Below are 20,365 nucleotides of genomic sequence, written 5' to 3' on the forward strand. Positions count from 1 at the left end.
TAAAGCGGATATTGGCGTTACTGCCACAGGTTAAGCGGTCAGTGCGCCGTGAACCAGTGCTTTCAGTTCTGCCCGCGCCGGATAAGAGCTGGAGGGCGCAAGCTGGGTAAAGAAAACAACTGACAGATCCTGCGCGGGATCGACCCAAAAGAAGGTCGAGGCCATGCCGCCCCAGCTGAAATCCCCAACAGATCCGGGACAGCGCGCCCGCGCTGGATCAAGCACCACAGCCCCACCCAGACCAAAGCCCATGCCGTCCATCGGCTGCTCCGCAAAGCTTTGCGGTCCCATCGAGGCAATATCACCCGGAAGGTGGTTTTTCATCATGAATTCAATGGTTTTAGGCGACAGGATAAAGCCGTCCCTCGCCCGTCCCTTTTGGCGTAGCATCTCGGTAAAGCGCATATAATCGTCAATTGTGCCAACCAAACCGCCGCCGCCGGACATCATGTCTGCGGTTTCAAACGGAGAGCCCCCGTGCAGATCGGTGAGCCGTAGCCGCTCGACGCTGGGCTCAGCAGCATTCAGCGCCATGGCATCGCCAGACAGCGGCGTATAGAGAGAGGCAAACCGGTTGCCCGCCGTGCGTGGCACCCTGAAACCGGTCTCACCCATGCCAAGGGGCTCGAAAATCTCTGTGGCAAAGAAATCGCCCAGGCTCCGGCCCGAAACCACCTCAATCACCCGTCCAAGCACGTCAATTGAAACGGAATATTCCCATCGCGTGCCGGGTTGAAACGCCAAGGGATAGCTGGCCAGATGCGCAACCATCTTGCCCAGGTTTCCCTGGTTTGGCTTGAACATCAGCTGTTCGTGATCCATCGCCTGCGACAGAATGCCGGGATTGAACGGATAGCTAAGACCAGAGGTATGGGTGAGCAATTCATGCAGGGTTGGTGTGCGGGCTGGCTCTGTCTGGTCAATCGACGTGGCACCAGGGATAAGCGCCTGCATCTCGGCAAATTCCGGGATGAAGTCCGACACTGGCGCATCCAGGTGAAACAGCCCCTTTTCCGCCAGGATCATCAGCGCAACAGAGGTCACTGGTTTGGTCATCGAATAGATCCGCGCCAGCGTATCGCGGGTGAAGTCGAGGTTCTCCTCGACATTGCGCCGACCAGCCGCATGAAAGTAGCGCTCGGTGCCCGCCTGTTTTATCAACAGGGCGCTGCCGGCATATTTTCTTTCATCTACATAGCGCTGCTGCCAAAGCCTAATGTTTTCCAGCCGGTTCTGATCCATTGCCTACACCTTTCTATTTTCAACCGGGCGCGTTTGTCCGCGCCGTGCTGTTACCCGCGATCAATCATGCGCTGCATCGCCGCTTTGGTCTGGCTGTTGAACCAACCGCCCTCGGGCGTATTTCCACCAGCCTCTATCGCTGCCCTGATCCGCGCGATTGTGTCACCTCTTAGCTGTTGCTTGATGGAGGCATAGGCAATCGAGGGGAGTTCGGCGAGTTTGCGCGCCTCGGCGAGAGAATACCCCATCAGGTCTTCGCGATCTTCTGCGACAATGTCGATAAAGCCAAAGTTGCGCGCGGCAATTGGGCCAATTGGCTGCCCTGTGAGCATCAGGCGGCGCAGCGTGTCGGCGTCCAGCGTTGCCTTGGCGATTTCAAGCGGGCCAACCGGAAAATCGGCACCCACACGAACCTCTGCCAAGCCAAATGCGGATTTTGTCATGGCGACCCTGCGATCACTGGCCAGCACAAAGAACAACCCGCCCGCAATCGCAGCGCCACCGACGCAGGCAACCACCGGTTTGGGACAGGCGTAAAGGGCCAGAAAGCCCTCGTTCAGGCCACGCACAATGGCGTGTTGTTGATGCAGGTCGAAATCCTGTGCCTCCTTCAGGTCAAGGCCTGCAGAAAACACCTTGAATGGGCTGGATATAATGATTGCGCGCACCGCATCATCAGCGCCAAGCTGGGTGATCAATGTGCCAAATTCCATCAGGAATTCGGCGCTCAGCGCATTGACCGGGCCGCGCCCCAATTGCAGTTCAACAATCCCGTCACCGTGTTCACAGATACTAAGGGTGTCCTCTTCTGCCATTCCGGGCCTCCTTCGTTGGATAAAGGCCCGCACTTGGCAAAGGCCCTTTGGGGACATATTGCACAGCCCAGGCCCAATCGGTCGAGGGCAAAGAGCTACGTAGAACCACGCATAAAACATCGTGGCACGCAGGGTTTAGCCAAAGAGTGTAAAGAAATTCGCCCCCGCAGAGACGCGCAGCGAATCTTTGCCTCAGGCGTTTTTGTTAAGCGCGTCCAATCCGCTACGGGCAAAGCGAGAGACGAACCCGCCCAGCTTTATGGCGCGTTCCGGGTTGGAGGCATTGCCATCCACGGCACGTTTCAGCACGCCTTGCAAAATGGCGCCCATGCGGAAAAAGCTGAACGAGAGATAGAAGCCAAAACCGTCAATGCCGTCCAGCCCGCGCCGTTGACAATAGCTGTCAACAAAGGCTTGATCCGATGGCAGCCCAAGCGCGGCACGATCAATCCCCGCAAGGCCCCTGCCCTCGTCGCCTGGCGGCATTTGCCACTGCATGATCACACCGGCCAGATCGGCATAGGGATGGCCAATTGTCGAAAGCTCCCAATCCAGCACTGCCCGGCAGTCCGCCCCATCTGCGGCAAAGATCATATTGTCGATCCGATAATCGCCATGCACCAACCCACGTTGACCATCATCCGCAGGCATCGCGCTTTCCAGCGCTGCGATCAGTTCGTTCATTTCGGCAATCACTTCGATTTCCGAGGCGCGGTATTGCTTGGTCCAGCGGCCCAGCTGGCGTTCAAAGTAATTGCCCGGAGGGCCAAAATCCGACAGGCCGACAGCCTTGATATCGACCTGATGCAAACAGGCCAGAACCCGGTTCATTTCTTGTATCACATCCCGGCGGGTCGCAGGGTCGAGATCCGGCATGGCCGGGTTGGTGATATTGCGTCCAACCACATGATCCATCACATAAAAAGAGGATCCGATCACCGTGTCATCTTCGCAGAGCAAGTGCATTTTTGCGACGGGAACCTCGGTATTGGAAAGCGCCTTTTGCACCCGGAATTCGCGGTCCACCGCATGGGCTGATTTCAGCAGCACGCCCGGTGGTTTGCGCCGCAGCACATAGTTGCCCGCCACAGTCTTCAGCAGGAAGGTTGGATTAGATTGCCCGGTTTCAAATTTCTGAACCTCAAAATCGCTGTCAAAGCCCGGCAAATGGTCGCGCAGATAGGTGCCAACCGCCTCTTGGTCGAGGGTCTGGGTATTTTTGCTCATCCTCTGCTCCTGTCAGCTATAGGTCATAAGTGCGGCACGTTCGGTGTTATGAAAGTGCGGCACAGAATTGAATTCATGTAGAAAAAACTTCTCTTTCGAGAACACGAAACGGCTGGTTGAACTGTTTTTGATCTGCAAGTTCAGCGCAATCATCTGATCATTGGGCAGTTGCAGGCTGGCTGCAACCAACCTGGCAATCACCCCACCGGAACTGACCACCAGTACCCGTTTGGCCTGGGTCTCAACCGCGTGCTGGCGCGCTTGTTCGACGCGCTGGCAAAACCGGCTCCAGCTCTCTTGCGCCTGAGAAATGCCACCGTCCTGCCATTCTGCAAGGGTTTCACGCAGGGCGCGAAAGTGGGTTTTGCGATCGGTGATCACATCTCGCGGTGCCTCTCCGCCAAACCGGCTGTGCAGCAGATCGTGAAAATCATATTCGTTCCAGCCGGGATGTTGTTCAAATCCTTGGTCAAAGCCCAGATCCGTGAGTGTCTGTTTCTGTCGTTCGAGGCTGCCGCTGATCATACGATCCGGCACCCAGTTCAGGGCGCGCAGGGTTTCCCCCAGAGCACGTGCTTGCTCTCGTCCCAGATCGCTCAGCCGGTCATAATTGTCGGCCCCAAACGAGGCCTGGCCATGACGCACAATCAGCAGCTCAGCCATCTTCAGGCACCAAATTCCTGCGCCAAGGCGCGGCCTGCGCGCTGGTATTCATCGGCGATGCGGTCGATCAGCTCCTGTGCAGAGCAGATGGATTTGACGTCACCGATGCCCTGGCCTGATCCCCAGATTTCTTTCCAGGCTTTGGGTTTTGACGATCCGCTGCCAAAATTCATCGAAGAGGAATCCGCCTGAGGAAGATTGTCTGGATCCAGCCCCGCCTGGGTGACCGATTTTTTCAGGTAGTTACCCCAAACCCCTGTAAACAAAGACGAATAAACAATATCCTCGGCGCCGCTCTCAACGATCATCTGTTTGTAACCGGCCTGAGCGTTGGCCTCGTGGGTGGCAATAAAGGGGGAACCGGCATAGCCAAAATCTGCCCCAAGCGCGCGTGCCGCCAAAAGGGCCTCACCGCTGGCAATCGCGCCAGAGAGCGCCAGCGGCCCGTCGAACCAGCTGCGAATTTCACGGATCAAGGCAAAGGGAGATTGCTCGCCCGCATGGCCCCCGGCACCGGCGGCAACCGCGATCAGACCATCGGCCCCTTTTTCAATCGCCTTTTTTGCAAAGGTATTGTTGATCACGTCATGCAGCACTATGCCACCACAGGAATGCGCCGCCTCGTTGACTTCGGGGCGGGCCCCAAGCGAGGTAATCCAGATTGGCACCTTCCAACGGTTGCAGATCTCCAGGTCACGTTCCAGCCGCGCGTTGGAACGATGCACGATTTGATTGACCGCAAACGGCGCCGCCGGGCTATCGGGGTTTTCCTGGTTGTGACGATCCAGTGCCTCGGTGATCTGTTTCAGCCAGGCCTCCAGCAGGATTGGATCGCCCTCGCTTTCCCGGGCGTTGAGCGCCGGAAAGGAGCCAACGATCCCCGCCTTGCACTGCGCGATCACCAGCTCTGGCACAGAGATGATAAACAACGGCGAGCCAATGAGCGGAAGGCGCAGCCCCTGCAGCGCAGCGGGCAGATGTGTTTGGTTTGAAGGCACGGTTTATTTCCTTTATCAGTAACTTATTGCCCGAAGCTGTATCTAATCGTCCAGCGCACCAGCAAAGATATTTTGCCCGGACATGACATTGATACCACCTGAAATGGGCACCACAGAGCCGGTCACATAGGCGCCGCCCTTGCCGCTCAGGAACAGGACAGATCCGGCAATATCTTCATAGCGACCAACCCGGCCCAGCGGCACATCCCGGCCGACTTTTTCGCGCTTTTCCTCATCCCCGGTGGCAAAGGCGGTCATGCGCGACACAAATGGCCCCGGTGCCAGGGCATTGACCGTGACATTCTTGTGCGCCAGTTCTTTGGCAAGGATTTTCGACAGATGGATCACCGCCGCCTTGGAGGTCGCGTAGCTATAGGCGCCATCGCCCATTGGAATTTCGCCCATGACAGACCCCACGTTTATGACGCGTGCCGGGTCGCCAGAGGAGCCGCTTGTGATCAACATTGGCAGCAATCGGCGCGTCAGGTCAAACACCGCTGTCACATTCACTGCCATCACCTTTTCCCAGCCATCATAGGGGAAATCCTGCAACTCTGCGCCCCAGGTGACACCGGAGTTATTCATCAAGATATCAAGCTGTTCTGTGCGGGATTTGATCTCTGCCACCAGGGCTTCAATCCCCGCCTCAGAGCCAAGATCGCCACCAAAGCCTTCCGCGCTGCCAGATGCGTCCAGCGCGTTCAGCTCCTCTGCCACGGCGGCGCAAGCCGCGCCCTTGCGCGAGGCAATCAACACCCGCGCGCCAGCCCGGACCATGGCCTCGGCGGCCATGCGGCCGATACCGGTGGCCCCGCCTGTGATCAGCGCGGTCTTGCCGTTCAGTGTAAATAAATCCTGCATCTACGTCTCTCCTAAAAGCCGCGTAACTGCGCCACGATACCAGCATGATAGCCATAGTCACCCAGCCATTCCGCTGCCACCCGCGCGCGTTTCATGTAAAATCCCATATCAAAGGCATCCGTCATGCCAATGCCGCCATGCATCTGCACGCCTTCCCGCACCGATTTTTGCGCCGTATCTGTTGCCCGCGCCTTGGCGACCGATACTGCAAGCCGCGCCGCTTTGGGGTCCTCATCCAGAATGCGGCCGGCGTTCAGCACGGCCGATTGGGTCAACTCTATCTCGCACCACAGATGTGCGGCGCGATGCTGAAGGGCCTGAAAACTGCCAATGGTGGTGCCAAATTGTTTGCGTTCTTTCAGATAGCTAGAGGTCAGATCAAAGGCGGCTTGCGACAGGCCAACAGTTTCTGCGGCCAGCGCGGCCTGCCCGGCCTCCAGCGCCGGTTTCAGAAGGTCATACCCAGCCCCCGCAGCCCCAAGAAGCGCATCGCCTGCGACCTCGACCTCGTCAAATGTCAGATCTGCGGCATCGCGGCTGTCGATCATTTCCAATGCGTCACGCTGCAATCCTTGGGTGGCAGTATTGGCAAAGTCGAACAAACAAGGCCCCTCTTCGCTCTCGGCGAGGAGCAAGATGCGGTCCGCGTCGCACCCATCTACGACAAAACGCTTTTTTCCGTTCAACGTATAGCCATTTCCGCGTTTCTTCGCCGTAAGCCGAATGCTGTCAGGGGCAAATTTTGCCGTCTCATCCAAGGCAAAGGCATAGGTCAGCCCGCCACTTGCAATCTTTTCCAGCTTTGCCCTGGTGGTGGCGTCGTCGAATTGGCGCAACAGGGTTGCGGCCATGACGGCGGTGCTCAGAAATGGGCTGACGGCCAGGGTGCGCCCCATTTCACGCGCCAGGACATGGGCGGCAGCATGGCCCATATCAACGCCGCCGGCGGCTTCCGGGATCAAGACACCAGCCCAGCCTGCTGCGGCCATTTCCTGCCACAGCGCCGAATCTGATCGGGCGCCGCTGTCGCGCATCTGCCGTAGATGCGTCAGCGGTGCAGATCTATCCAAGAGAGAGCGAGCGGCCTCTGCCAAGAGGGTTTCTTCCTCTGTTTCAACGAGTTTTGCCATGGTTATTATCCTGGAAGATTCAAAATGCGGCGGCTGATAATCGACAGCATCACCTCTGAGGTGCCACCCTCGATCGAATTTGCCTTGGTGCGTAGCCAAGCCGAGGCCGGCGTCTCACCCCAGGTGAGCGCAGCGCTTCCCTCGGCTGCCATCACCAGTTCCAGCCGCTGTTTGTTCAGCTCGGTTCCCATGTATTTCAACATGGCAGAGGCATCGCCAACCCCTTGTCCCCCCTCGGCCTGGTCTTTGTACCGTTCCAGCGTCATCTCAAACGCAAGGCTGTCAACCTCAGCCCGCATCGCATCGCCCCGCAGTACCGGATCACTCTGTCCGGTGTCGCTTTCGCTCAGAACAGCGCCAAGGGCGCGTCCCGTGCCCATGGCATTGCCGCCACTGCTGATCATCTCGCGCTCATGGGTAAGCAGATACTTTGCCACATCCCAGCCCCGGTTGATGGTCCCGACGACCTGTTGCTTGGGCACGGTGACATTATCAAAGAAGGTTTCGCAAAAAGGCGAGGCCCCAGAGATGAGCTGAATTGGCCGCGTGCTGACACCTTCGCTGCGCATGTCTATCAGAACAAAGGAAATTCCCAGATGTTTCTTGGCCTCTCGATCAGTTCTGAGCAGAGCAAAGATCCAGTCGGCGCGATCGGCGTAAGAGGTCCAGATCTTTTGACCATTGACCAGCCAGGTGTCCCCCTGATCGGCTGCATGGCACTGAACCCCGGCCAAATCTGACCCGGCCCCCGGTTCGGAATAGCCCTGGCACCAACGGATTTCACCGCGGGCAATTGGCGGCAGATACTGTTGTTTTTGCTCTTCGCTGCCAAATTTGAGCAGGGCCGGCCCCAGCATCCAGATACCAAAGCTTTGCAAGGGCACACAGGCGCCGATGGCCTGCATTTCTTCCTTCAGGATCTTGTCCTGCGCGCGGCTGAACCCTGCCCCGCCATAGGCTTTCGGCCAGGTCGGCACGGTCAGGCCCCGCGCGGCGCAGCGCTCTAGCCAGTCTTTCTGCGCTTCAGATGTGAATTGCCAGGTGCTGCCACCCCAGCAGATACTGTCTTCTCCGGCGGCGCCATCTCGCATCTCTGGCGGGCAGTTCTGCTGCAACCAGCTGCGGATCTCGTGGCGAAAATCCTCGCCGGTGGGCGGGGTGTGGTCCTCTACGGTAGCCATGTTCTCTCCTCCTCACCGCTTGCGTGCCTCCTCCGGCGTGTCACGGTTTCACAATGTAGAATTACATTTCGCTATTGCATTGACAACGCGGCTGAGCGGCAGAAGACTTTACGTAATTTTAAGAAACAGCATGCTGCCGCAGCGCAGCTGAAGGGGGACAAATGAAATCCATGTTGAGCACCAGCCCGGGTGGGCCGGAAACCCTGGTCTGGACCGAACAGCCTGATCTGCCCCCCGCCAAGGGGGAGTTGCAGGTCGAGATTCGCGCTGCGGGCGTCAACTTTCCGGATACGCTGATCATTCGCGATCTGTATCAAATGAAGCCGCCACGCCCCTTTGCGCCGGGCGGCGAGATCTCTGGTGTTGTCACCGCCCTGGGCGAAGGCGTGAGCGGGTTCGAGATTGGTGACCGGGTGCTGGCCCTGACCGGTCATGGCGGCTTTGCCACCCAAATCTGCATCAGTGCCGCGCAGGCGGTTAAATTCCCCGAGGCAATGCCCTTTGAGGATGCGGCCGGTTTTGTCTTTACCTATGGCACCTCTTATCACGCCCTGAAGGATCGGGCGGCGCTGCAACCGGGTGAAACCCTGCTCATCCTCGGGGCTGCGGGCGGCGTCGGCGCGGCGGCGATTGAGCTGGGGAAATCTATGGGGGCAAAGGTGATTGCGGCTGTGTCGACGCCAGAAAAGGCCGCCTTTTGTCGCCAGATCGGCGCCGATGAGGCCCTGGTTTACAGCCGCGATATGGGGCGGGATGAACAGAAGGAATTTTCCAAATCTATCAAGGAAGTATCGGGCAAAGATGGTGTGGATGTCGTCTATGACGCGGTCGGCGGTGCCTATGCTGAACCGGCCCTGCGCGCCACGGCCTGGCTGGGGCGGTATCTGGTTGTCGGCTTTCCGGCTGGTATCCCCGAGATCCCCTTGAATCTGCCCCTGTTGAAAGGCTGCGATATTCGCGGTGTTTTCTGGGGGGCTTCGGTGTTTCGGGATCCAAAGGGCCATGCGCAAAACATGCAGGAACTGCAGGCGCTTTATGCAAGCGGCGCTGTAAAGCCGCAGATCTGTGCCGTGCTGCCGATGACAGAGGCGGCAAAGGCCTTGGACATGATGCAGGCAAGGCAGGTTCAGGGCAAGGTGATCCTGACCAACGCCTAACCAGATTTGGCTGCAGGTGCCGGGATGTCCGGCACCTGTCATTTGCGTGCGATATTCGCAACTGGCCCAAGGAAATCACCGGGTTCGGGCGTCGCTTTCCCTGTGCAATTCGCCTATTTCAGCCTAGGCTTGTACTGGGGGAAATACGATGCAGAGCATATTGATCTTGAACGGCCCGAACCTGAACCTGCTTGGCACCCGTCAACCAGAGGTTTACGGAGCCGAGACACTTGAAATGGTCGAGGCCCGCTGCCTTGCCCATGCAAAAAAGTCCGGGTTTCAGGCCCAGTGCCTGCAATCCAACCATGAAGGCATATTGCTGGATGCCATCCATGGCGCGCGCGGCCTGCATTCCGGGATCGTGTTGAATGCCGGCGCCTTCACCCATACGTCGATCGCGCTGATGGATGCGATCTACTCGGTGGAGATCCCAACCGTTGAGGTGCATCTATCCAATATTCATGCCCGTGAAGAATTTCGCCATCAGTCCTATATCGCGCGGGCAGCTCTTGGCCAGATCTGCGGTTTTGGCAGCCAGGGGTACCTGATGGCCATCGACGCTCTGGTGCAAAACCTGTCGCAGGTAAGTGACGCAACCTAATGGGAATAATGAATTATCTTCACGTCATTTCCGGTTCGAAAAGCCTGGAAGAGCTGTGGCATGCGCATGTATTGAAGATGGCTGAATACGGGTTTGATCGCCTTATGTATGGCTATACCCGTTTCAAGACAGATACTTCGCTAGGGGATCCTGACGACTTCGTCATCCTGACCAACCATGACCAGGACTATGTTTCAGGCTTCCTGAATGAGGGGCTGTATCGCCATGCGCCAATGTTGCGTTGGGCACTGGAGCATGAAGGGGCCGGCAGCTGGCAGATGATCCAGGAAAAGCATCTTCAGGGTGCGTTGCAGCCAGAAGAAGAGAAGGTGCGCGCATTTAATGAGCGGATGCAGATGACGGCTGGCTATACCGTCAGCTTTTTTTCGGCTTCAAAGCGGTATAAAGGCGCAATTTCGTTGGGGGGGCAGGTTGGTACCACCCAGAAAGAACTCGATGCGCTTTGGCAGGACTGTGGAGAAGACATCATTCTGATGAACAATATGGCGCATTTGAAGATCCTGACCCTGCCCTATGATCCACCGAATCGCAGCCTGACACGCCGCCAGAGAGAGGCATTGGAGTGGGTTGGCGATGGCAAGACAACCCAGGATATTGCCCTGCTCATGGGTCTGACGCCTGGCACGGTTGAAAAACACCTGCGTTTGGCGCGGGCCTCATTGTCAGTGGAAACCACAGCCCAGGCGGTTCTAAAAGCGGCGCTGCAAAACCAGATGTATGTGGTCGAAAGCTAGTATTCTGGCGCCACCTCAACGCCGGAAACCGGTAGATATATCGCTTTGGTTGAACCAAAGCAGGCCTATACCCAGAGAGAAGTTGCCCTAGGGGCAGGACGCGGCATTCGGGTAAGGAAAACACGACTACACGCGCAACCTGATTTGGGGCAAACTGCAGCTGTTCCGTGAGTGGTGGCTTTGGCCTAGGAACTAAGGGAAATGAACCTTGCAATATCAAGGCTCTCAATCCTGTTCGGTTGCTGGCGTGTATTTTTCCGCGCCGGTGCCGTGTTAAAGAGAGGTCCCATTCATCCCCATCGATGGGGCCTCTCGGTTCTCCTTTTCGATCTTTATCTGTTTATTTTTGCCGTGAAATACCGGTACTGCGCTGCGGATTTTTCCCCAGCTTACCCTGGTAATGGATTGCGAAACTTACTGCAAAGCCAAGGCATTCGGGCATCTGAAATGAGTTGAGCTACTGCTCACCACTCCCCGCATCAGGCCACAAAAAAAGGGCCAGCAGAAAAGATCTGCCAGCCCCAATACGCATCCTCTGAAAGAGGATCTTAGCCCTGTGCTGCCTTGGCAACTTCGGCTGCAAAGTCTTCTTTTTCGACTTCGATGCCTTCGCCAACTTCCAGACGCACAAAACCGGTGATGGTGGCGCCAGCTTCTTTGGCAGCCGCTTCAACGGTGAGGTCAGGGTTCACAACGAAGGGCTGGTTCAGCAGGGTCGATTCGCCGACGAATTTCTTCATGCGGCCAACGATCATCTTTTCGATCACGGCTTCGGGCTTGCCAGATTCGCGGGCAATGTCCATCTGGACCTGCTTTTCTTTCTCGACCACAGAGGCATCGAGATCCGCTTCGGACAGGGCCGCAGGGTTCACCGCTGCGATATGCATGGCAACCTGTTTGCCAAAGGCTTCGTCGCCGCCGGTCATCGCAACCAGAACGCCGATTTTGCCCATGCCGGCAGTCACGGCATTGTGCACATAAGAGATAACAGTCTCGCCTTCGGCAGTAGCCATACGACGCACAGACATGTTTTCGCCAATGGTGGCGATCTTGTCGGTGATGACGGTTTCAACGGTTTTGCCGCCCATGTCAGCCGCTTTCAGCGCCTCAACATCTGCAACATCCAGGGCAACCTTGGCGATACCGCCAACCATTTCCTGGAATTCGGCATTTTTACCAACAAAATCGGTTTCCGAGTTCACTTCAACGGCAACACCTTTGCCACCGTCCACAACAACGGCAACCAGGCCTTCTGCTGCGGTACGGCCGGATTTCTTGGCCGCTTTCGCCAGGCCCTTGGTGCGCAGCCAGTCAACCGCGGCTTCCATGTCGCCATTGGTTTCGGTCAGCGCTTTTTTGGCGTCCATCATGCCGGCGCCGGTAGAGTCGCGCAGTTCTTTAACGAGTGCAGCTGTGATAGCCATCTGTGGCTCTCCTCATATCAAAACGGAATTGGGGCAGGTGATACCCTGCCCCACATGTCAAACCTGTGACAGGTCGCTTCAGGCAGATGCTTGTTCAGCAACAGCTTCTTCTGCGGGCGCTTCTTCCAGCGCGCCGAGGTCAACACCGGCAGCACCCAGCTGGGCAGACATACCGTCCAGCGCAGCGCGGGCAACCAGATCACAATAAAGGGTAATGGCGCGCGATGCGTCGTCATTGCCGGGGATAATGAAGTCAACGCCATCAGGAGAGCAGTTGGTATCGACGACAGCAACAACCGGGATACCCAGTTTTTTGGCTTCGGCGATGGCCAGCGCTTCTTTTTTCACGTCGATGACGAAGAGCAGATCAGGAACACCGCCCATTTCGGCGATACCGCCCAATGACGCCTGCAGCTTCTGCTGGTCACGTTCCATGCCCAGACGCTCTTTCTTGGTGAGGCCTTCGGCGCCACCTTCGAGCTTCTCGTCGATCTCGTTCAGACGCTTGATCGACTGGGAAACGGTTTTCCAGTTGGTCAAGGTGCCGCCGAGCCAGCGGTGGTTCATGAAGTACTGAGCGGATTTTTCAGCGGCTTCGGCGATGGGGCCTGCGGCCTGACGCTTGGTACCAACAAAAAGAACGCGGCCGCCCTTGGCAACGGTGTCACGCACGATCTGCAGCGCCTGGTCCAGCATTGGAACAGTCTGCGTCAGGTCCATGATGTGGATGCCGTTACGCGCACCATAGATATAAGGTGCCATGCGGGGGTTCCAGCGCTGTGTCTGGTGACCAAAGTGTACGCCTGCTTCCAGCAGCTGGCGCATGGTGAACTCGGGAAGAGCCATGCTAATATTCCTTGTTTCCGGTTTCAGTCCTCGGTGGGGGTTCAGAGCGGTTGCTCCAACCGGCGGCCCATTTGGGGATTTCTCCCCCAGACAGGCCAAACCCCACCTGCGGGTTTGATGACGCGCGTATAGGCCAGCTTTGCCCTACCTGCAAGCGCTATTTGCGCATCCGGGCATGGCCTGTGGCGACGCGTTCTTCGCAGGCTGCCGCCAGAGCTTTGCGATCGGAAAAATCAGCCACCTTCAGCGGTGCATGGTAGATCAGTTCTGCCCGGCCCTGGCGTGGGGCTGCCAAGGTTTTCAACAGATGCGGAGCAAAGTCCATCTCGCCCCACCAGCCGTAATACCGGGGGTCCTGCCCCTGTGGGGCATGAAACACCACGGAAACCGGCTGGATATAGCATATGTCGCGTAGATGATCGCTAAAGAACGCTGCAAACAACGTTGTTTTGAATGGCAAAATTCGCAAGCCATCGGTCGATGTTCCTTCAGGAAAGAACAAGAGCTTGTGTCCCGCCTTCAGTCGCGTCTCAAACAGATCGGTCTGTTCTTTGGCGCGGGCGCGGTTGCGTTCAATGAACACGGTGCCAGTGGCGCGGGCAAGCCAGCCGATGCCGGGCCAGGCGGCCACTTCGGCTTTGGACACAAAATAGATCCGCTTTCGCGCGTTGAGCGCAAAAATATCCAGCCAAGATGTATGGTTGGCAACCACAGCGCCGCGTTCCTGCATCAGGGTTCCATGGGTGGAAAACCCCATGCCAAGCACCCGAAAAGCGGTGCGGCAGACAAACTGGGTGATAAAAGGCGTTACTGGCCGGTGCAAACCGCAAAGCGGCCGTTCAACCAGCCGGATCAGCAACAGAACAAGCAAACCACCAAATACCAGCACCGCCAACAGACTGGCACGCAGCGCTACCCGCAGCCAGCCAAGCGCGGTGATACGACCGGGCGTTGGCGCGTCGCCCCCCTGCCAGGTTGCTGACATCGCTATGCCTCGCCTGTGCGTGGCGAAAAGAGGCGCCGTTGCCGCGCCGTCATCTGGGCGGTGTCCAGGATCATGCATACATCGGTGGTGTTGAAATCATGGTCCAGAAAGGCACCATCGCCGACCTTGCCGCCAAGTCGCAGATAGGCCTTGATCAGGGCTGGGCAGGCAACCATTGCCTGGCGACGGTCAATCTGGTCCTGCGGCAACAGATCCATGCGCTGATACTGCCTGGAGCGACAGCGCAGGTCACTGGGGGCAAGATAGTCGTACTGCAAGACCGACAGCGGCCCGGCCAGCGCCGCGAGGTCGGTGCCCGCAAAGCTTGCAACCCCAAAGAGCACCTCGATCCGATGCCTATTCACATAGGCGCTTAGCCCTTCCCAGAGATGGAACAGCGCCTTGCCACCGCGAAAATCGGGATGCAGGCAAGAGCGCCCCAATTCCAGCAAGCGGCGCCCCGAAGCGGTCAGCGCGCCAAGATCGTATTCGCTGGCCGAATAGAACCGCCCCGCTGCCAGGGCCTGATCGCTACGCATCAAACGATAGACGCCAATGACCCGGTTGGTCGCGCTTTCGCGGATGATCATATGGTCGCAAAAGGCGTCAAACTGATCTGTTTCCAACCCGGATTGATGATCAACCTGCGCCCCATCCGCGCCCATTTCGCGCACAAAAACCTCATAGCGCAGTGCTTGGGCCGCACGCAGCTCTGCGGCGTCCTGTGCCAGGGACACAGAGAATTCGGATGGGGTATCAGCCATATACCGGACCTTTCCAAAGACAATCCTGGCGGCAAATAGACCGCCAAACCGGGCAGAGGCAAGGTTTTCCTAAAACTCTAGGGGCTTTCTTAATCATTCATAAACCACTATGGCTCATTCACAAGAACCAGGGGGACACGTGCCCCGTCGAAGACCAGTTTTCCCTGGTCTGGAAAATTGACAGTAATTTTGCCGCCTGCGTTGGATTGGACCTCACCTGGTCCCCATTCTGGGTGATCCGGGTGCTGAACGCGCATGCCAGGGGCTAAGAAAGCATTGAGGTCGATCATTGGATAGGCCTAGTTCGGAGGAATGATATGGCCGTAGATACCGCCAATTTGGCTGCTTTGATAGGGTCCAGAATTTGTCACGATTTGATCAGCCCTGTTGGCGCGATCAACAATGGGCTGGAACTGCTGGAAATGTCCGGCGCCATGGCCGGACCAGAGTTGGAACTGATCTCTGACTCGGTGCTGAATGCCAATGCCCGTATCCGGTTTTTCCGCATTGCCTTTGGCGCAGCCGGTGACCAGCAGATGGGCCGCGCCGAGGTGGTTTCGGTTCTGGATGACCTCGCCAAGGCCGGTCGAATGAAATACCAGTGGGACCACCCGGAGGGCTGTAGCCGCAGCGAGGTGCGCCTGGCGTTCCTTGCGGCACTTTGCCTGGAAACCGCCCTGCCCTATGGCGGCACGATTAAGATTTCTTGTCGCGATGGTGCCTGGAGCGCGTCTGGCGAAGGCCGTAAAATTGCTGTCGAGGCAGGCCTTTGGGGTCATCTTGACGGCAGTGACACTGCAAATGCTGTGACCCCGGCATTGGTGCAATTTGCCATGTTGCCCGCCGCCGCGCAGGAGGCTGCCCGCAAGATCTCTTTTGATAACACGGCTGAAACGGTGAACATTCGGTTTTAACCAAAGCCCGCGACATCTTGGAAGAACAGCAAAGCCCCCTCCACCTGGAGGGGGCTGTTTATGTTTTACTGGCTCTGCCTATGTGGCGACGCCTGTTCTAGGTGCGAATGGTCCCGTTTCCGCGCACCAGGTACTTGAAGCTGGTCAGTTGCGCCGCGCCAACGGGGCCACGTGCATGCATCTTGCCGGTGGCAATTCCGATCTCTGCCCCCATGCCAAATTCACCGCCATCGGCAAATTGGGTCGAGACATTGTGCATCAGGATTGCGCTGTCCAGTTCGGCAAAAAACTGCGTGGCGGCCGCCTGATCTTCGGTAATGATACAATCGGTGTGCTGCGAATGATGTCTGCGAATATGCGCAATTGCCGCGTCTATATCGGCAACCGGCTTTGCGGCGATCACCTTATCAAGGAACTCTTTTCCCCAGTCGTCATCACTGGCGGGCTGCATTGTATCCGGACCGGGCAAGCCGACAGCGGCGTGGATATCAACCCCTGCCGTGGCCAGCGCCGTCAGGACGTCGCGGCCGATGGTCTCGGCAATATCCTGGTGGATCAGCAGGCATTCTGCCGCGCCACAAATGCCGGTGCGGCGGGTTTTTGAATTCAACACCACCTCAAGCGCCTTGGTCGGATCCGCCGCCTTATCAAGGTAGATATGCACGATGCCTTCCAGATGGGCAAAGACGGGCACGCGGGCTTCGCGTTGCACCAGCCCTACCAACCCCTTGCCACCGCGTGGGACGATGACATCTACATAGTCTGTCATGGTCAGCAGCGCCTGCACCGCAGCGCGATCCCGCGTCGGCACCAGTTGCACCGCGTCTTCCGGCAGACCGGCGCTGCGCAGGCCCTGGGCCAGACAGGCGTGGATCATCTGGCTGGAATGAAAGCTCTCAGAGCCGCCGCGCAGGATCACCGCATTGCCGGATTTGAGGCACAGTGCCCCGGCATCCGCCGTCACATTGGGGCGACTTTCATAGATCACCCCGATGACACCAAGCGGCGTGCGGACCCGCTGAATATTCAGGCCCGAGGGTTGCTCCCATTCCTCCAGCACCTGGCCAACCGGATCTGCCTGCTGTGCCACAGCGCGCAGCCCGTCAACAATGCCCTGAATGCGCGGTTCATCCAGCATAAGGCGATCCATCATCGCTGATGACAGCCCTTTTGTGCGGCCGAATTCAAGGTCTTGTTCATTGGCGGCAATGATTTCGGCGCGCCGGTCCCAGACTGCATCTGCGGCAGCGGTCAGGGCAGCCTCTTTGCGCGCGGCGCTGGCTGTAGCCAAGACCTGCGCTGCCGCCTTTGCGCGAATGCCAAGGTCCACCATCAGATCGGGGATAGAGTGAATGTCGTTCATTGGTCAAATATGCCTTTGCTGATCAAAGCTGGTGCTGCGGAGCCCGCCGCCGGTTTTGCCGCAAGAATAGGCGCGACGCCCCGGCGGGTTCCAGCCCAAAGTAAGAGGATCAGAGCGCCATATCGTCCCGGTGGATCAAAGCGGCGCGGCCTGGGTAGCCCAGCGTCGCTTCGATCTCGGCGGACTGGCGCCCCTGAATGGCGCGGGCTTCATCGCTGGTATAGCGAGACAGCCCCTGCCCCAAGCAGCGCCCTTCCGGGGTCAGGATGGCCAGAGGATCGCCCCGGCCAAAATCGCCCCCGATGTCGAGCACCCCCGCTGGCAGCAGGCTCTTGCCGTTTTGAAGGGCGCGCACGGCGCCTGCGTCAATCATGACTTCGCCGCGCGATTTCATCGCGGCGATCCAGCGCTTACGGGCCACCTGCGGATCATCCTGCGCGGTGAACCAGGTGCATAATGCGCCATCATTCAGCGTTTTCAATGGGTTCAGGGGGGAACCTTCGGTGATCACCATGGCGCAGCCCGCCGCCGTAGCCATCTTGGCCGCCAGCACCTTGGTGATCATGCCCCCCTTGGACAGCCCAGAAACCCCATCGCCGGCCATGGCTTCGATCTCGGGGGTAATGGTGTCAATCTGGTCATAGCGGTGCGCGTCTGGATCCAGCGCCGGATTGGCGCTGTAAAATCCATCCACATCCGACAGCAGCACCAAGACGTCTGCGCCGACAGTCACCGCCACCTGGGCCGCCAGCCGGTCGTTGTCACCATAGCGGATCTCGTCGGTGGCGATGGTGTCGTTTTCATTGACAATGGGCACCGCGCCCAGCCCGATCAGGGTTTCCAGCGTGGCGCGCGCATTGAGATAGCGGCGGCGATCGGCGCTGTCTTCCAGGGTGACCAGCACCTGCGCCGTGGTGATGGCGTGCGGCGCCAGGGCCTCTTCATAGGCACGCGCCAGACGGATTTGCCCAACAGCTGCAGCCGCTTGCGATTGTTCCAGTGGCAAGACGCTGCGCGGCAGGCCCAGAACTTCACGTCCCAGCGCAATAGAGCCGGAGGACACCAATATCACATCCTTGCCCAGCGATTTCAGCCAGGCCACATCATTGGCCAGCGAATGCAGCCAGCCAGAGCGCAGCTTGCCCGTGTCGCGATCAACCAGCAGCGCCGAGCCGATTTTGATGACAATGCGCCGGGCTTCGGTCAGGGCCGCCAAGGCGCTTCCTCCTCGACGGGTTTCTGGCGGATGCGATCATCGTCGATCTCGGCGCGCACGGCGCGCAGCACCTCGTTCAGACCTTCGCGGCTGACACCGGACATCATCAGCACCTTGTCACCAACGGCAGCCTCCAGCGCCTTGCGCGCGGCTTCACGTTCTTCATCGTCCAATGCGTCGATCTTGTTCAGCGCGGTCACGCGAGGCTTGTTGGCCAGTTCGCCGCCATAGGCCTCCAGTTCATCAATGATGGTCTGGTAGTCGCCTGCCACATCTTCGGATGTGCCATCGACCAGATGCAGCAGCACCGCGCAGCGTTCCACATGACCCAGGAACCGATCACCGATGCCCTTGCCTTCATGCGCACCCGCAATGAGACCAGGAATATCGGCCATCACAAATTCGGTGTTATCAATGCCAACCACACCCAGGTTCGGGTGGAGTGTGGTAAAGGGATAGTCAGCGATCTTGGGGCGCGCATTTGAACTGGCGGCCAGAAATGTCGATTTGCCGGCATTGGGCAGGCCCAGCAGGCCGGAATCCGCGATCAGTTTCAGGCGCAGCCAGACGGTGCGCTCGACGCCTTCTTGGCCGGGGTTGGCGCGCCGAGGCGCCTGGTTGGTCGACGATTTGAAATGCAGGTTGCCAAAGCCGCCGTTGCCACCCCTGGCCAGCTGCACCCGCTGGCCGATCTCGGTCATGTCCGCCAGCACGGTTTCCTGATCTTCATCTAGGATTTCAGTACCAACGGGAACCCGCAGGATGATGTCATCGCCGTCCTTGCCGGTGCGCTGACGCCCCATGCCAGACTGGCCGTTATTGGCAAAAAAGTGCTGCTGATAGCGGAAATCAATCAGTGTATTCAGCCCATCAACGGCCTCGGCCCAGACCGAACCGCCCTTGCCGCCATCACCACCATCCGGGCCGCCGTATTCGATGTATTTCTCACGGCGAAAGCTGACGCAGCCATTCCCGCCGCCACCAGAGCGAATATAGACCTTTGCCAGATCGAGAAACTTCATGGTGGCTCCTTACTGCGCGACGGCCCCTGTGGGCGCGGCGCGAACATAGAAATGGGTCGTGATGAAGGGCCGGATTGCGGCCCCTAGCGGGATCATTGCCGAGTGCCTTACCTGAAAGCGCAGGCCGGGCCAATCACAGTTTTCGGCTGTAGGTCCATGTTGGCACATTTGCGTTGCGACTAACTGAAAAGGATTCCGCATCGCCAAGATAGTCAAAGCCGCAATGGATCAGCACCCGCGCCGAGGCCGGATTGTCCTGAAACACTGCCGCAAACATGGTGGCGTTTTTCAGCGGGTTTGCGGTGACCAGCGCCTCCAGTGCCTCTGACGCGAGACCGCTGTTCCAAAACACCGGAGCAATCCAAAAGCCCACCTCGGATTGATCGCGGTCCATGCGTTTCAGACTGATGAGGCCCTTCAGTTCCTCGCCGCCGTCGCGGGTGCCATCGATGGCCCAGATATCTTCGTCCCGATCCGCTGCGGTAGCGCGCGCCACCAGGGCCTCTACCGCGCCAGGCGGCATCGGGTGCGGCAAAGAGGTGGTCATGCGGGCCACCCGTTCATCACCGCTATAAAGGGCAATGAGACCACTGTCGGAGCTGCGCAGCGGCCGCAGCACAAATCGGCTGGCCTCAATCACCGGCTGATCGTTCACTGTATCCAGGCTCATATCTCTGCTCCTTTTCGCAAAGAGATCGGTAACGGTGGGATACCCGTCTAGATGGGGGCAAAAATCCGGCATTGGAAGGGGCGCGATATGCGTAATCCCAGGTTCAAACCACCCCACCCACGGGGCGGCATTGCCAGTTTTGCAAAGGCGGGTCCCTTACAATATGTAACGCGGCGCCAGGGCACCAAAATAGAAAAAAGGGGACCGGCGGTTGCCGATCCCCTCATTGTTAAAACCTTGTGGGTTCGGTTTACTCAGCGGCCTCCGCCACTGGGAGAACCGATACAAAGGTGCGGCCTTTCAGGCCCTTGTGGAAGGTGACAGCACCGTCCGCCGTAGCAAAGATCGTGTGATCCTTGCCCAGGCCCACGCCTTCGCCCGGCCAAAATTTGGTGCCGCGCTGACGAATGATGATGTTGCCTGCGATGGCCGCTTGGCCACCATAGAGTTTCACGCCGAGGCGGCGACCCGCTGAGTCGCGGCCGTTACGGGAGGAACCACCAGCTTTTTTATGTGCCATTCTGTCTCTCC

22 protein-coding genes are annotated in these 20,365 nt (G+C 58.3%); 4 read left to right on the forward strand and 18 right to left on the reverse strand.

Features of this window, described 5'->3' with window-relative positions:
- Positions 1–30: 30 nt before the first annotated feature.
- The 8 genes from ACN0VH_RS02115 to ACN0VH_RS02150 form a co-directional block, all read right to left on the reverse strand.
- Complete coding sequence (locus tag ACN0VH_RS02115; protein ID WP_417699340.1) at positions 31–1,242, reverse strand: serine hydrolase domain-containing protein; 1,212 nt, start codon at positions 1,240–1,242, stop codon at positions 31–33.
- Positions 1,243–1,292: 50 nt separating this feature from the next.
- Complete coding sequence (locus tag ACN0VH_RS02120) at positions 1,293–2,057, reverse strand: enoyl-CoA hydratase/isomerase family protein (protein WP_278921613.1); 765 nt, start codon at positions 2,055–2,057, stop codon at positions 1,293–1,295.
- A gap of 192 nt (positions 2,058–2,249) precedes the next feature.
- On the reverse strand, positions 2,250–3,284 hold the full coding sequence (locus tag ACN0VH_RS02125) for a phosphotransferase family protein (protein WP_417699342.1): 1,035 nt from the start codon (positions 3,282–3,284) through the stop codon (positions 2,250–2,252).
- A gap of 12 nt (positions 3,285–3,296) precedes the next feature.
- Complete coding sequence (locus ACN0VH_RS02130) at positions 3,297–3,947, reverse strand: histidine phosphatase family protein (RefSeq protein WP_278921615.1); 651 nt, start codon at positions 3,945–3,947, stop codon at positions 3,297–3,299.
- 2 nt (positions 3,948–3,949) lie between these two features.
- Positions 3,950–4,945, reverse strand: coding sequence for an NAD(P)H-dependent flavin oxidoreductase (locus tag ACN0VH_RS02135; protein ID WP_417699344.1), 996 nt, complete (start codon positions 4,943–4,945; stop codon positions 3,950–3,952).
- A 42-nt stretch (positions 4,946–4,987) separates the two neighbouring features.
- Positions 4,988–5,806: an SDR family NAD(P)-dependent oxidoreductase gene (locus ACN0VH_RS02140; RefSeq protein ID WP_417699345.1), complete on the reverse strand. Its 819-nt coding sequence runs from the start codon at positions 5,804–5,806 to the stop codon at positions 4,988–4,990.
- A gap of 11 nt (positions 5,807–5,817) precedes the next feature.
- Positions 5,818–6,936, reverse strand: coding sequence for an acyl-CoA dehydrogenase family protein (locus ACN0VH_RS02145; RefSeq protein ID WP_417699346.1), 1,119 nt, complete (start codon positions 6,934–6,936; stop codon positions 5,818–5,820).
- Positions 6,937–6,941: 5 nt separating this feature from the next.
- Positions 6,942–8,117, reverse strand: a complete 1,176-nt coding sequence (locus tag ACN0VH_RS02150; protein WP_417699347.1) for an acyl-CoA dehydrogenase family protein — start codon at positions 8,115–8,117, stop codon at positions 6,942–6,944.
- 161 nt (positions 8,118–8,278) lie between these two features.
- Here ACN0VH_RS02150 and ACN0VH_RS02155 point away from each other — a divergent pair, with 161 nt between their 5' ends.
- The 3 genes from ACN0VH_RS02155 (at position 8,279) to ACN0VH_RS02165 (ending at position 10,630) form a co-directional block, all read left to right on the forward strand.
- Positions 8,279–9,274: an NADPH:quinone oxidoreductase family protein gene (locus ACN0VH_RS02155; protein WP_278921620.1), complete on the forward strand. Its 996-nt coding sequence runs from the start codon at positions 8,279–8,281 to the stop codon at positions 9,272–9,274.
- A 148-nt stretch (positions 9,275–9,422) separates the two neighbouring features.
- On the forward strand, positions 9,423–9,875 hold the full coding sequence (gene aroQ / locus ACN0VH_RS02160; RefSeq protein ID WP_278921621.1) for a type II 3-dehydroquinate dehydratase: 453 nt from the start codon (positions 9,423–9,425) through the stop codon (positions 9,873–9,875).
- A complete protein-coding gene (locus ACN0VH_RS02165) occupies positions 9,875–10,630 on the forward strand; it encodes a LuxR family transcriptional regulator (RefSeq protein WP_417699348.1) in 756 nt (251 codons plus the stop codon). The genes aroQ and ACN0VH_RS02165 overlap by 1 nt, the downstream gene beginning before the upstream one ends.
- A gap of 548 nt (positions 10,631–11,178) precedes the next feature.
- Here ACN0VH_RS02165 and tsf read toward each other — a convergent pair.
- The 5 genes from tsf to ACN0VH_RS02190 all read right to left on the reverse strand — a co-directional run bounded on the left by tsf (position 11,179) and on the right by ACN0VH_RS02190 (position 14,939).
- Positions 11,179–12,054 carry a translation elongation factor Ts gene (tsf, locus tag ACN0VH_RS02170; RefSeq protein ID WP_278921623.1) on the reverse strand — a complete coding sequence of 292 codons (876 nt, stop codon included), beginning with the start codon at positions 12,052–12,054 and terminating at the stop codon, positions 11,179–11,181.
- A 78-nt stretch (positions 12,055–12,132) separates the two neighbouring features.
- Positions 12,133–12,900, reverse strand: a complete 768-nt coding sequence (rpsB, locus tag ACN0VH_RS02175) for a 30S ribosomal protein S2 (RefSeq protein WP_278921624.1) — start codon at positions 12,898–12,900, stop codon at positions 12,133–12,135.
- Between the two features lie 157 nt (positions 12,901–13,057).
- Positions 13,058–13,885 carry a lyso-ornithine lipid O-acyltransferase gene (olsA, locus tag ACN0VH_RS02180; protein WP_417699350.1) on the reverse strand — a complete coding sequence of 276 codons (828 nt, stop codon included), beginning with the start codon at positions 13,883–13,885 and terminating at the stop codon, positions 13,058–13,060.
- Positions 13,886–13,887: 2 nt separating this feature from the next.
- Positions 13,888–14,649, reverse strand: coding sequence for an L-ornithine N(alpha)-acyltransferase (gene olsB, locus ACN0VH_RS02185; RefSeq protein ID WP_417699351.1), 762 nt, complete (start codon positions 14,647–14,649; stop codon positions 13,888–13,890).
- Between the two features lie 107 nt (positions 14,650–14,756).
- A complete protein-coding gene (locus ACN0VH_RS02190) occupies positions 14,757–14,939 on the reverse strand; it encodes a DUF3553 domain-containing protein (RefSeq protein WP_232402655.1) in 183 nt (60 codons plus the stop codon).
- 27 nt (positions 14,940–14,966) lie between these two features.
- On the opposite strand from ACN0VH_RS02190, the gene ACN0VH_RS02195 reads away from it, so the two are divergent.
- On the forward strand, positions 14,967–15,563 hold the full coding sequence (locus ACN0VH_RS02195) for a histidine phosphotransferase family protein (RefSeq protein ID WP_278921627.1): 597 nt from the start codon (positions 14,967–14,969) through the stop codon (positions 15,561–15,563).
- 97 nt (positions 15,564–15,660) lie between these two features.
- Here ACN0VH_RS02195 and ACN0VH_RS02200 read toward each other — a convergent pair whose 3' ends face one another.
- From ACN0VH_RS02200 to rpmA, 5 genes are all read right to left on the reverse strand, one after another.
- The gene (locus ACN0VH_RS02200) at positions 15,661–16,926 is read right to left on the reverse strand and encodes a glutamate-5-semialdehyde dehydrogenase (RefSeq protein WP_417699353.1); all 1,266 of its coding nucleotides are present in this window, start codon (positions 16,924–16,926) and stop codon (positions 15,661–15,663) included.
- A 109-nt stretch (positions 16,927–17,035) separates the two neighbouring features.
- Positions 17,036–18,142 carry a glutamate 5-kinase gene (proB, locus tag ACN0VH_RS02205; RefSeq protein WP_417699355.1) on the reverse strand — a complete coding sequence of 369 codons (1,107 nt, stop codon included), beginning with the start codon at positions 18,140–18,142 and terminating at the stop codon, positions 17,036–17,038.
- A complete protein-coding gene (gene obgE / locus ACN0VH_RS02210) occupies positions 18,130–19,164 on the reverse strand; it encodes a GTPase ObgE (protein WP_278921630.1) in 1,035 nt (344 codons plus the stop codon). The genes proB and obgE overlap by 13 nt, the downstream gene beginning before the upstream one ends.
- Positions 19,165–19,297: 133 nt before the next feature.
- A complete protein-coding gene (locus tag ACN0VH_RS02215) occupies positions 19,298–19,834 on the reverse strand; it encodes a GNAT family N-acetyltransferase (protein WP_278921631.1) in 537 nt (178 codons plus the stop codon).
- A gap of 250 nt (positions 19,835–20,084) precedes the next feature.
- A complete protein-coding gene (gene rpmA, locus ACN0VH_RS02220) occupies positions 20,085–20,354 on the reverse strand; it encodes a 50S ribosomal protein L27 (protein WP_027240304.1) in 270 nt (89 codons plus the stop codon).
- Positions 20,355–20,365 lie beyond the last annotated feature (11 nt).

This window comes from Pseudophaeobacter sp., from assembly GCF_048267565.1.
GTDB lineage: Bacteria > Pseudomonadota > Alphaproteobacteria > Rhodobacterales > Rhodobacteraceae > Pseudophaeobacter > Pseudophaeobacter profundi.

Excerpts from the sequence above, each read along its gene's own strand:
- ACN0VH_RS02190 (WP_232402655.1), bottom strand. The coding sequence starts at position 14,939 with ATGATCGACCTCAATGCTTTCTTAGCCCCTGGCATGCGCGTTCAGCAC.
- ACN0VH_RS02115 (WP_417699340.1), bottom strand. The coding sequence starts at position 1,242 with ATGGATCAGAACCGGCTGGAAAACATTAGGCTTTGGCAGCAGCGCTAT.
- obgE (WP_278921630.1), bottom strand. The coding sequence starts at position 19,164 with ATGAAGTTTCTCGATCTGGCAAAGGTCTATATTCGCTCTGGTGGCGGC.
- ACN0VH_RS02215 (WP_278921631.1), bottom strand. The coding sequence starts at position 19,834 with ATGAGCCTGGATACAGTGAACGATCAGCCGGTGATTGAGGCCAGCCGA.
- ACN0VH_RS02140 (WP_417699345.1), bottom strand. The coding sequence starts at position 5,806 with ATGCAGGATTTATTTACACTGAACGGCAAGACCGCGCTGATCACAGGC.
- rpmA (WP_027240304.1), bottom strand. The coding sequence starts at position 20,354 with ATGGCACATAAAAAAGCTGGTGGTTCCTCCCGTAACGGCCGCGACTCA.
- olsB (WP_417699351.1), bottom strand. The coding sequence starts at position 14,649 with ATGGCTGATACCCCATCCGAATTCTCTGTGTCCCTGGCACAGGACGCC.
- ACN0VH_RS02200 (WP_417699353.1), bottom strand. The coding sequence starts at position 16,926 with ATGAACGACATTCACTCTATCCCCGATCTGATGGTGGACCTTGGCATT.
- ACN0VH_RS02150 (WP_417699347.1), bottom strand. The coding sequence starts at position 8,117 with ATGGCTACCGTAGAGGACCACACCCCGCCCACCGGCGAGGATTTTCGC.
- olsA (WP_417699350.1), bottom strand. The coding sequence starts at position 13,885 with ATGTCAGCAACCTGGCAGGGGGGCGACGCGCCAACGCCCGGTCGTATC.
- tsf (WP_278921623.1), bottom strand. The coding sequence starts at position 12,054 with ATGGCTATCACAGCTGCACTCGTTAAAGAACTGCGCGACTCTACCGGC.
- ACN0VH_RS02145 (WP_417699346.1), bottom strand. The coding sequence starts at position 6,936 with ATGGCAAAACTCGTTGAAACAGAGGAAGAAACCCTCTTGGCAGAGGCC.
- rpsB (WP_278921624.1), bottom strand. The coding sequence starts at position 12,900 with ATGGCTCTTCCCGAGTTCACCATGCGCCAGCTGCTGGAAGCAGGCGTA.
- ACN0VH_RS02125 (WP_417699342.1), bottom strand. The coding sequence starts at position 3,284 with ATGAGCAAAAATACCCAGACCCTCGACCAAGAGGCGGTTGGCACCTAT.
- ACN0VH_RS02165 (WP_417699348.1), top strand. The coding sequence starts at position 9,875 with ATGGGAATAATGAATTATCTTCACGTCATTTCCGGTTCGAAAAGCCTG.
- ACN0VH_RS02130 (WP_278921615.1), bottom strand. The coding sequence starts at position 3,947 with ATGGCTGAGCTGCTGATTGTGCGTCATGGCCAGGCCTCGTTTGGGGCC.
- aroQ (WP_278921621.1), top strand. The coding sequence starts at position 9,423 with ATGCAGAGCATATTGATCTTGAACGGCCCGAACCTGAACCTGCTTGGC.
- ACN0VH_RS02120 (WP_278921613.1), bottom strand. The coding sequence starts at position 2,057 with ATGGCAGAAGAGGACACCCTTAGTATCTGTGAACACGGTGACGGGATT.
- ACN0VH_RS02195 (WP_278921627.1), top strand. The coding sequence starts at position 14,967 with ATGGCCGTAGATACCGCCAATTTGGCTGCTTTGATAGGGTCCAGAATT.
- ACN0VH_RS02155 (WP_278921620.1), top strand. The coding sequence starts at position 8,279 with ATGAAATCCATGTTGAGCACCAGCCCGGGTGGGCCGGAAACCCTGGTC.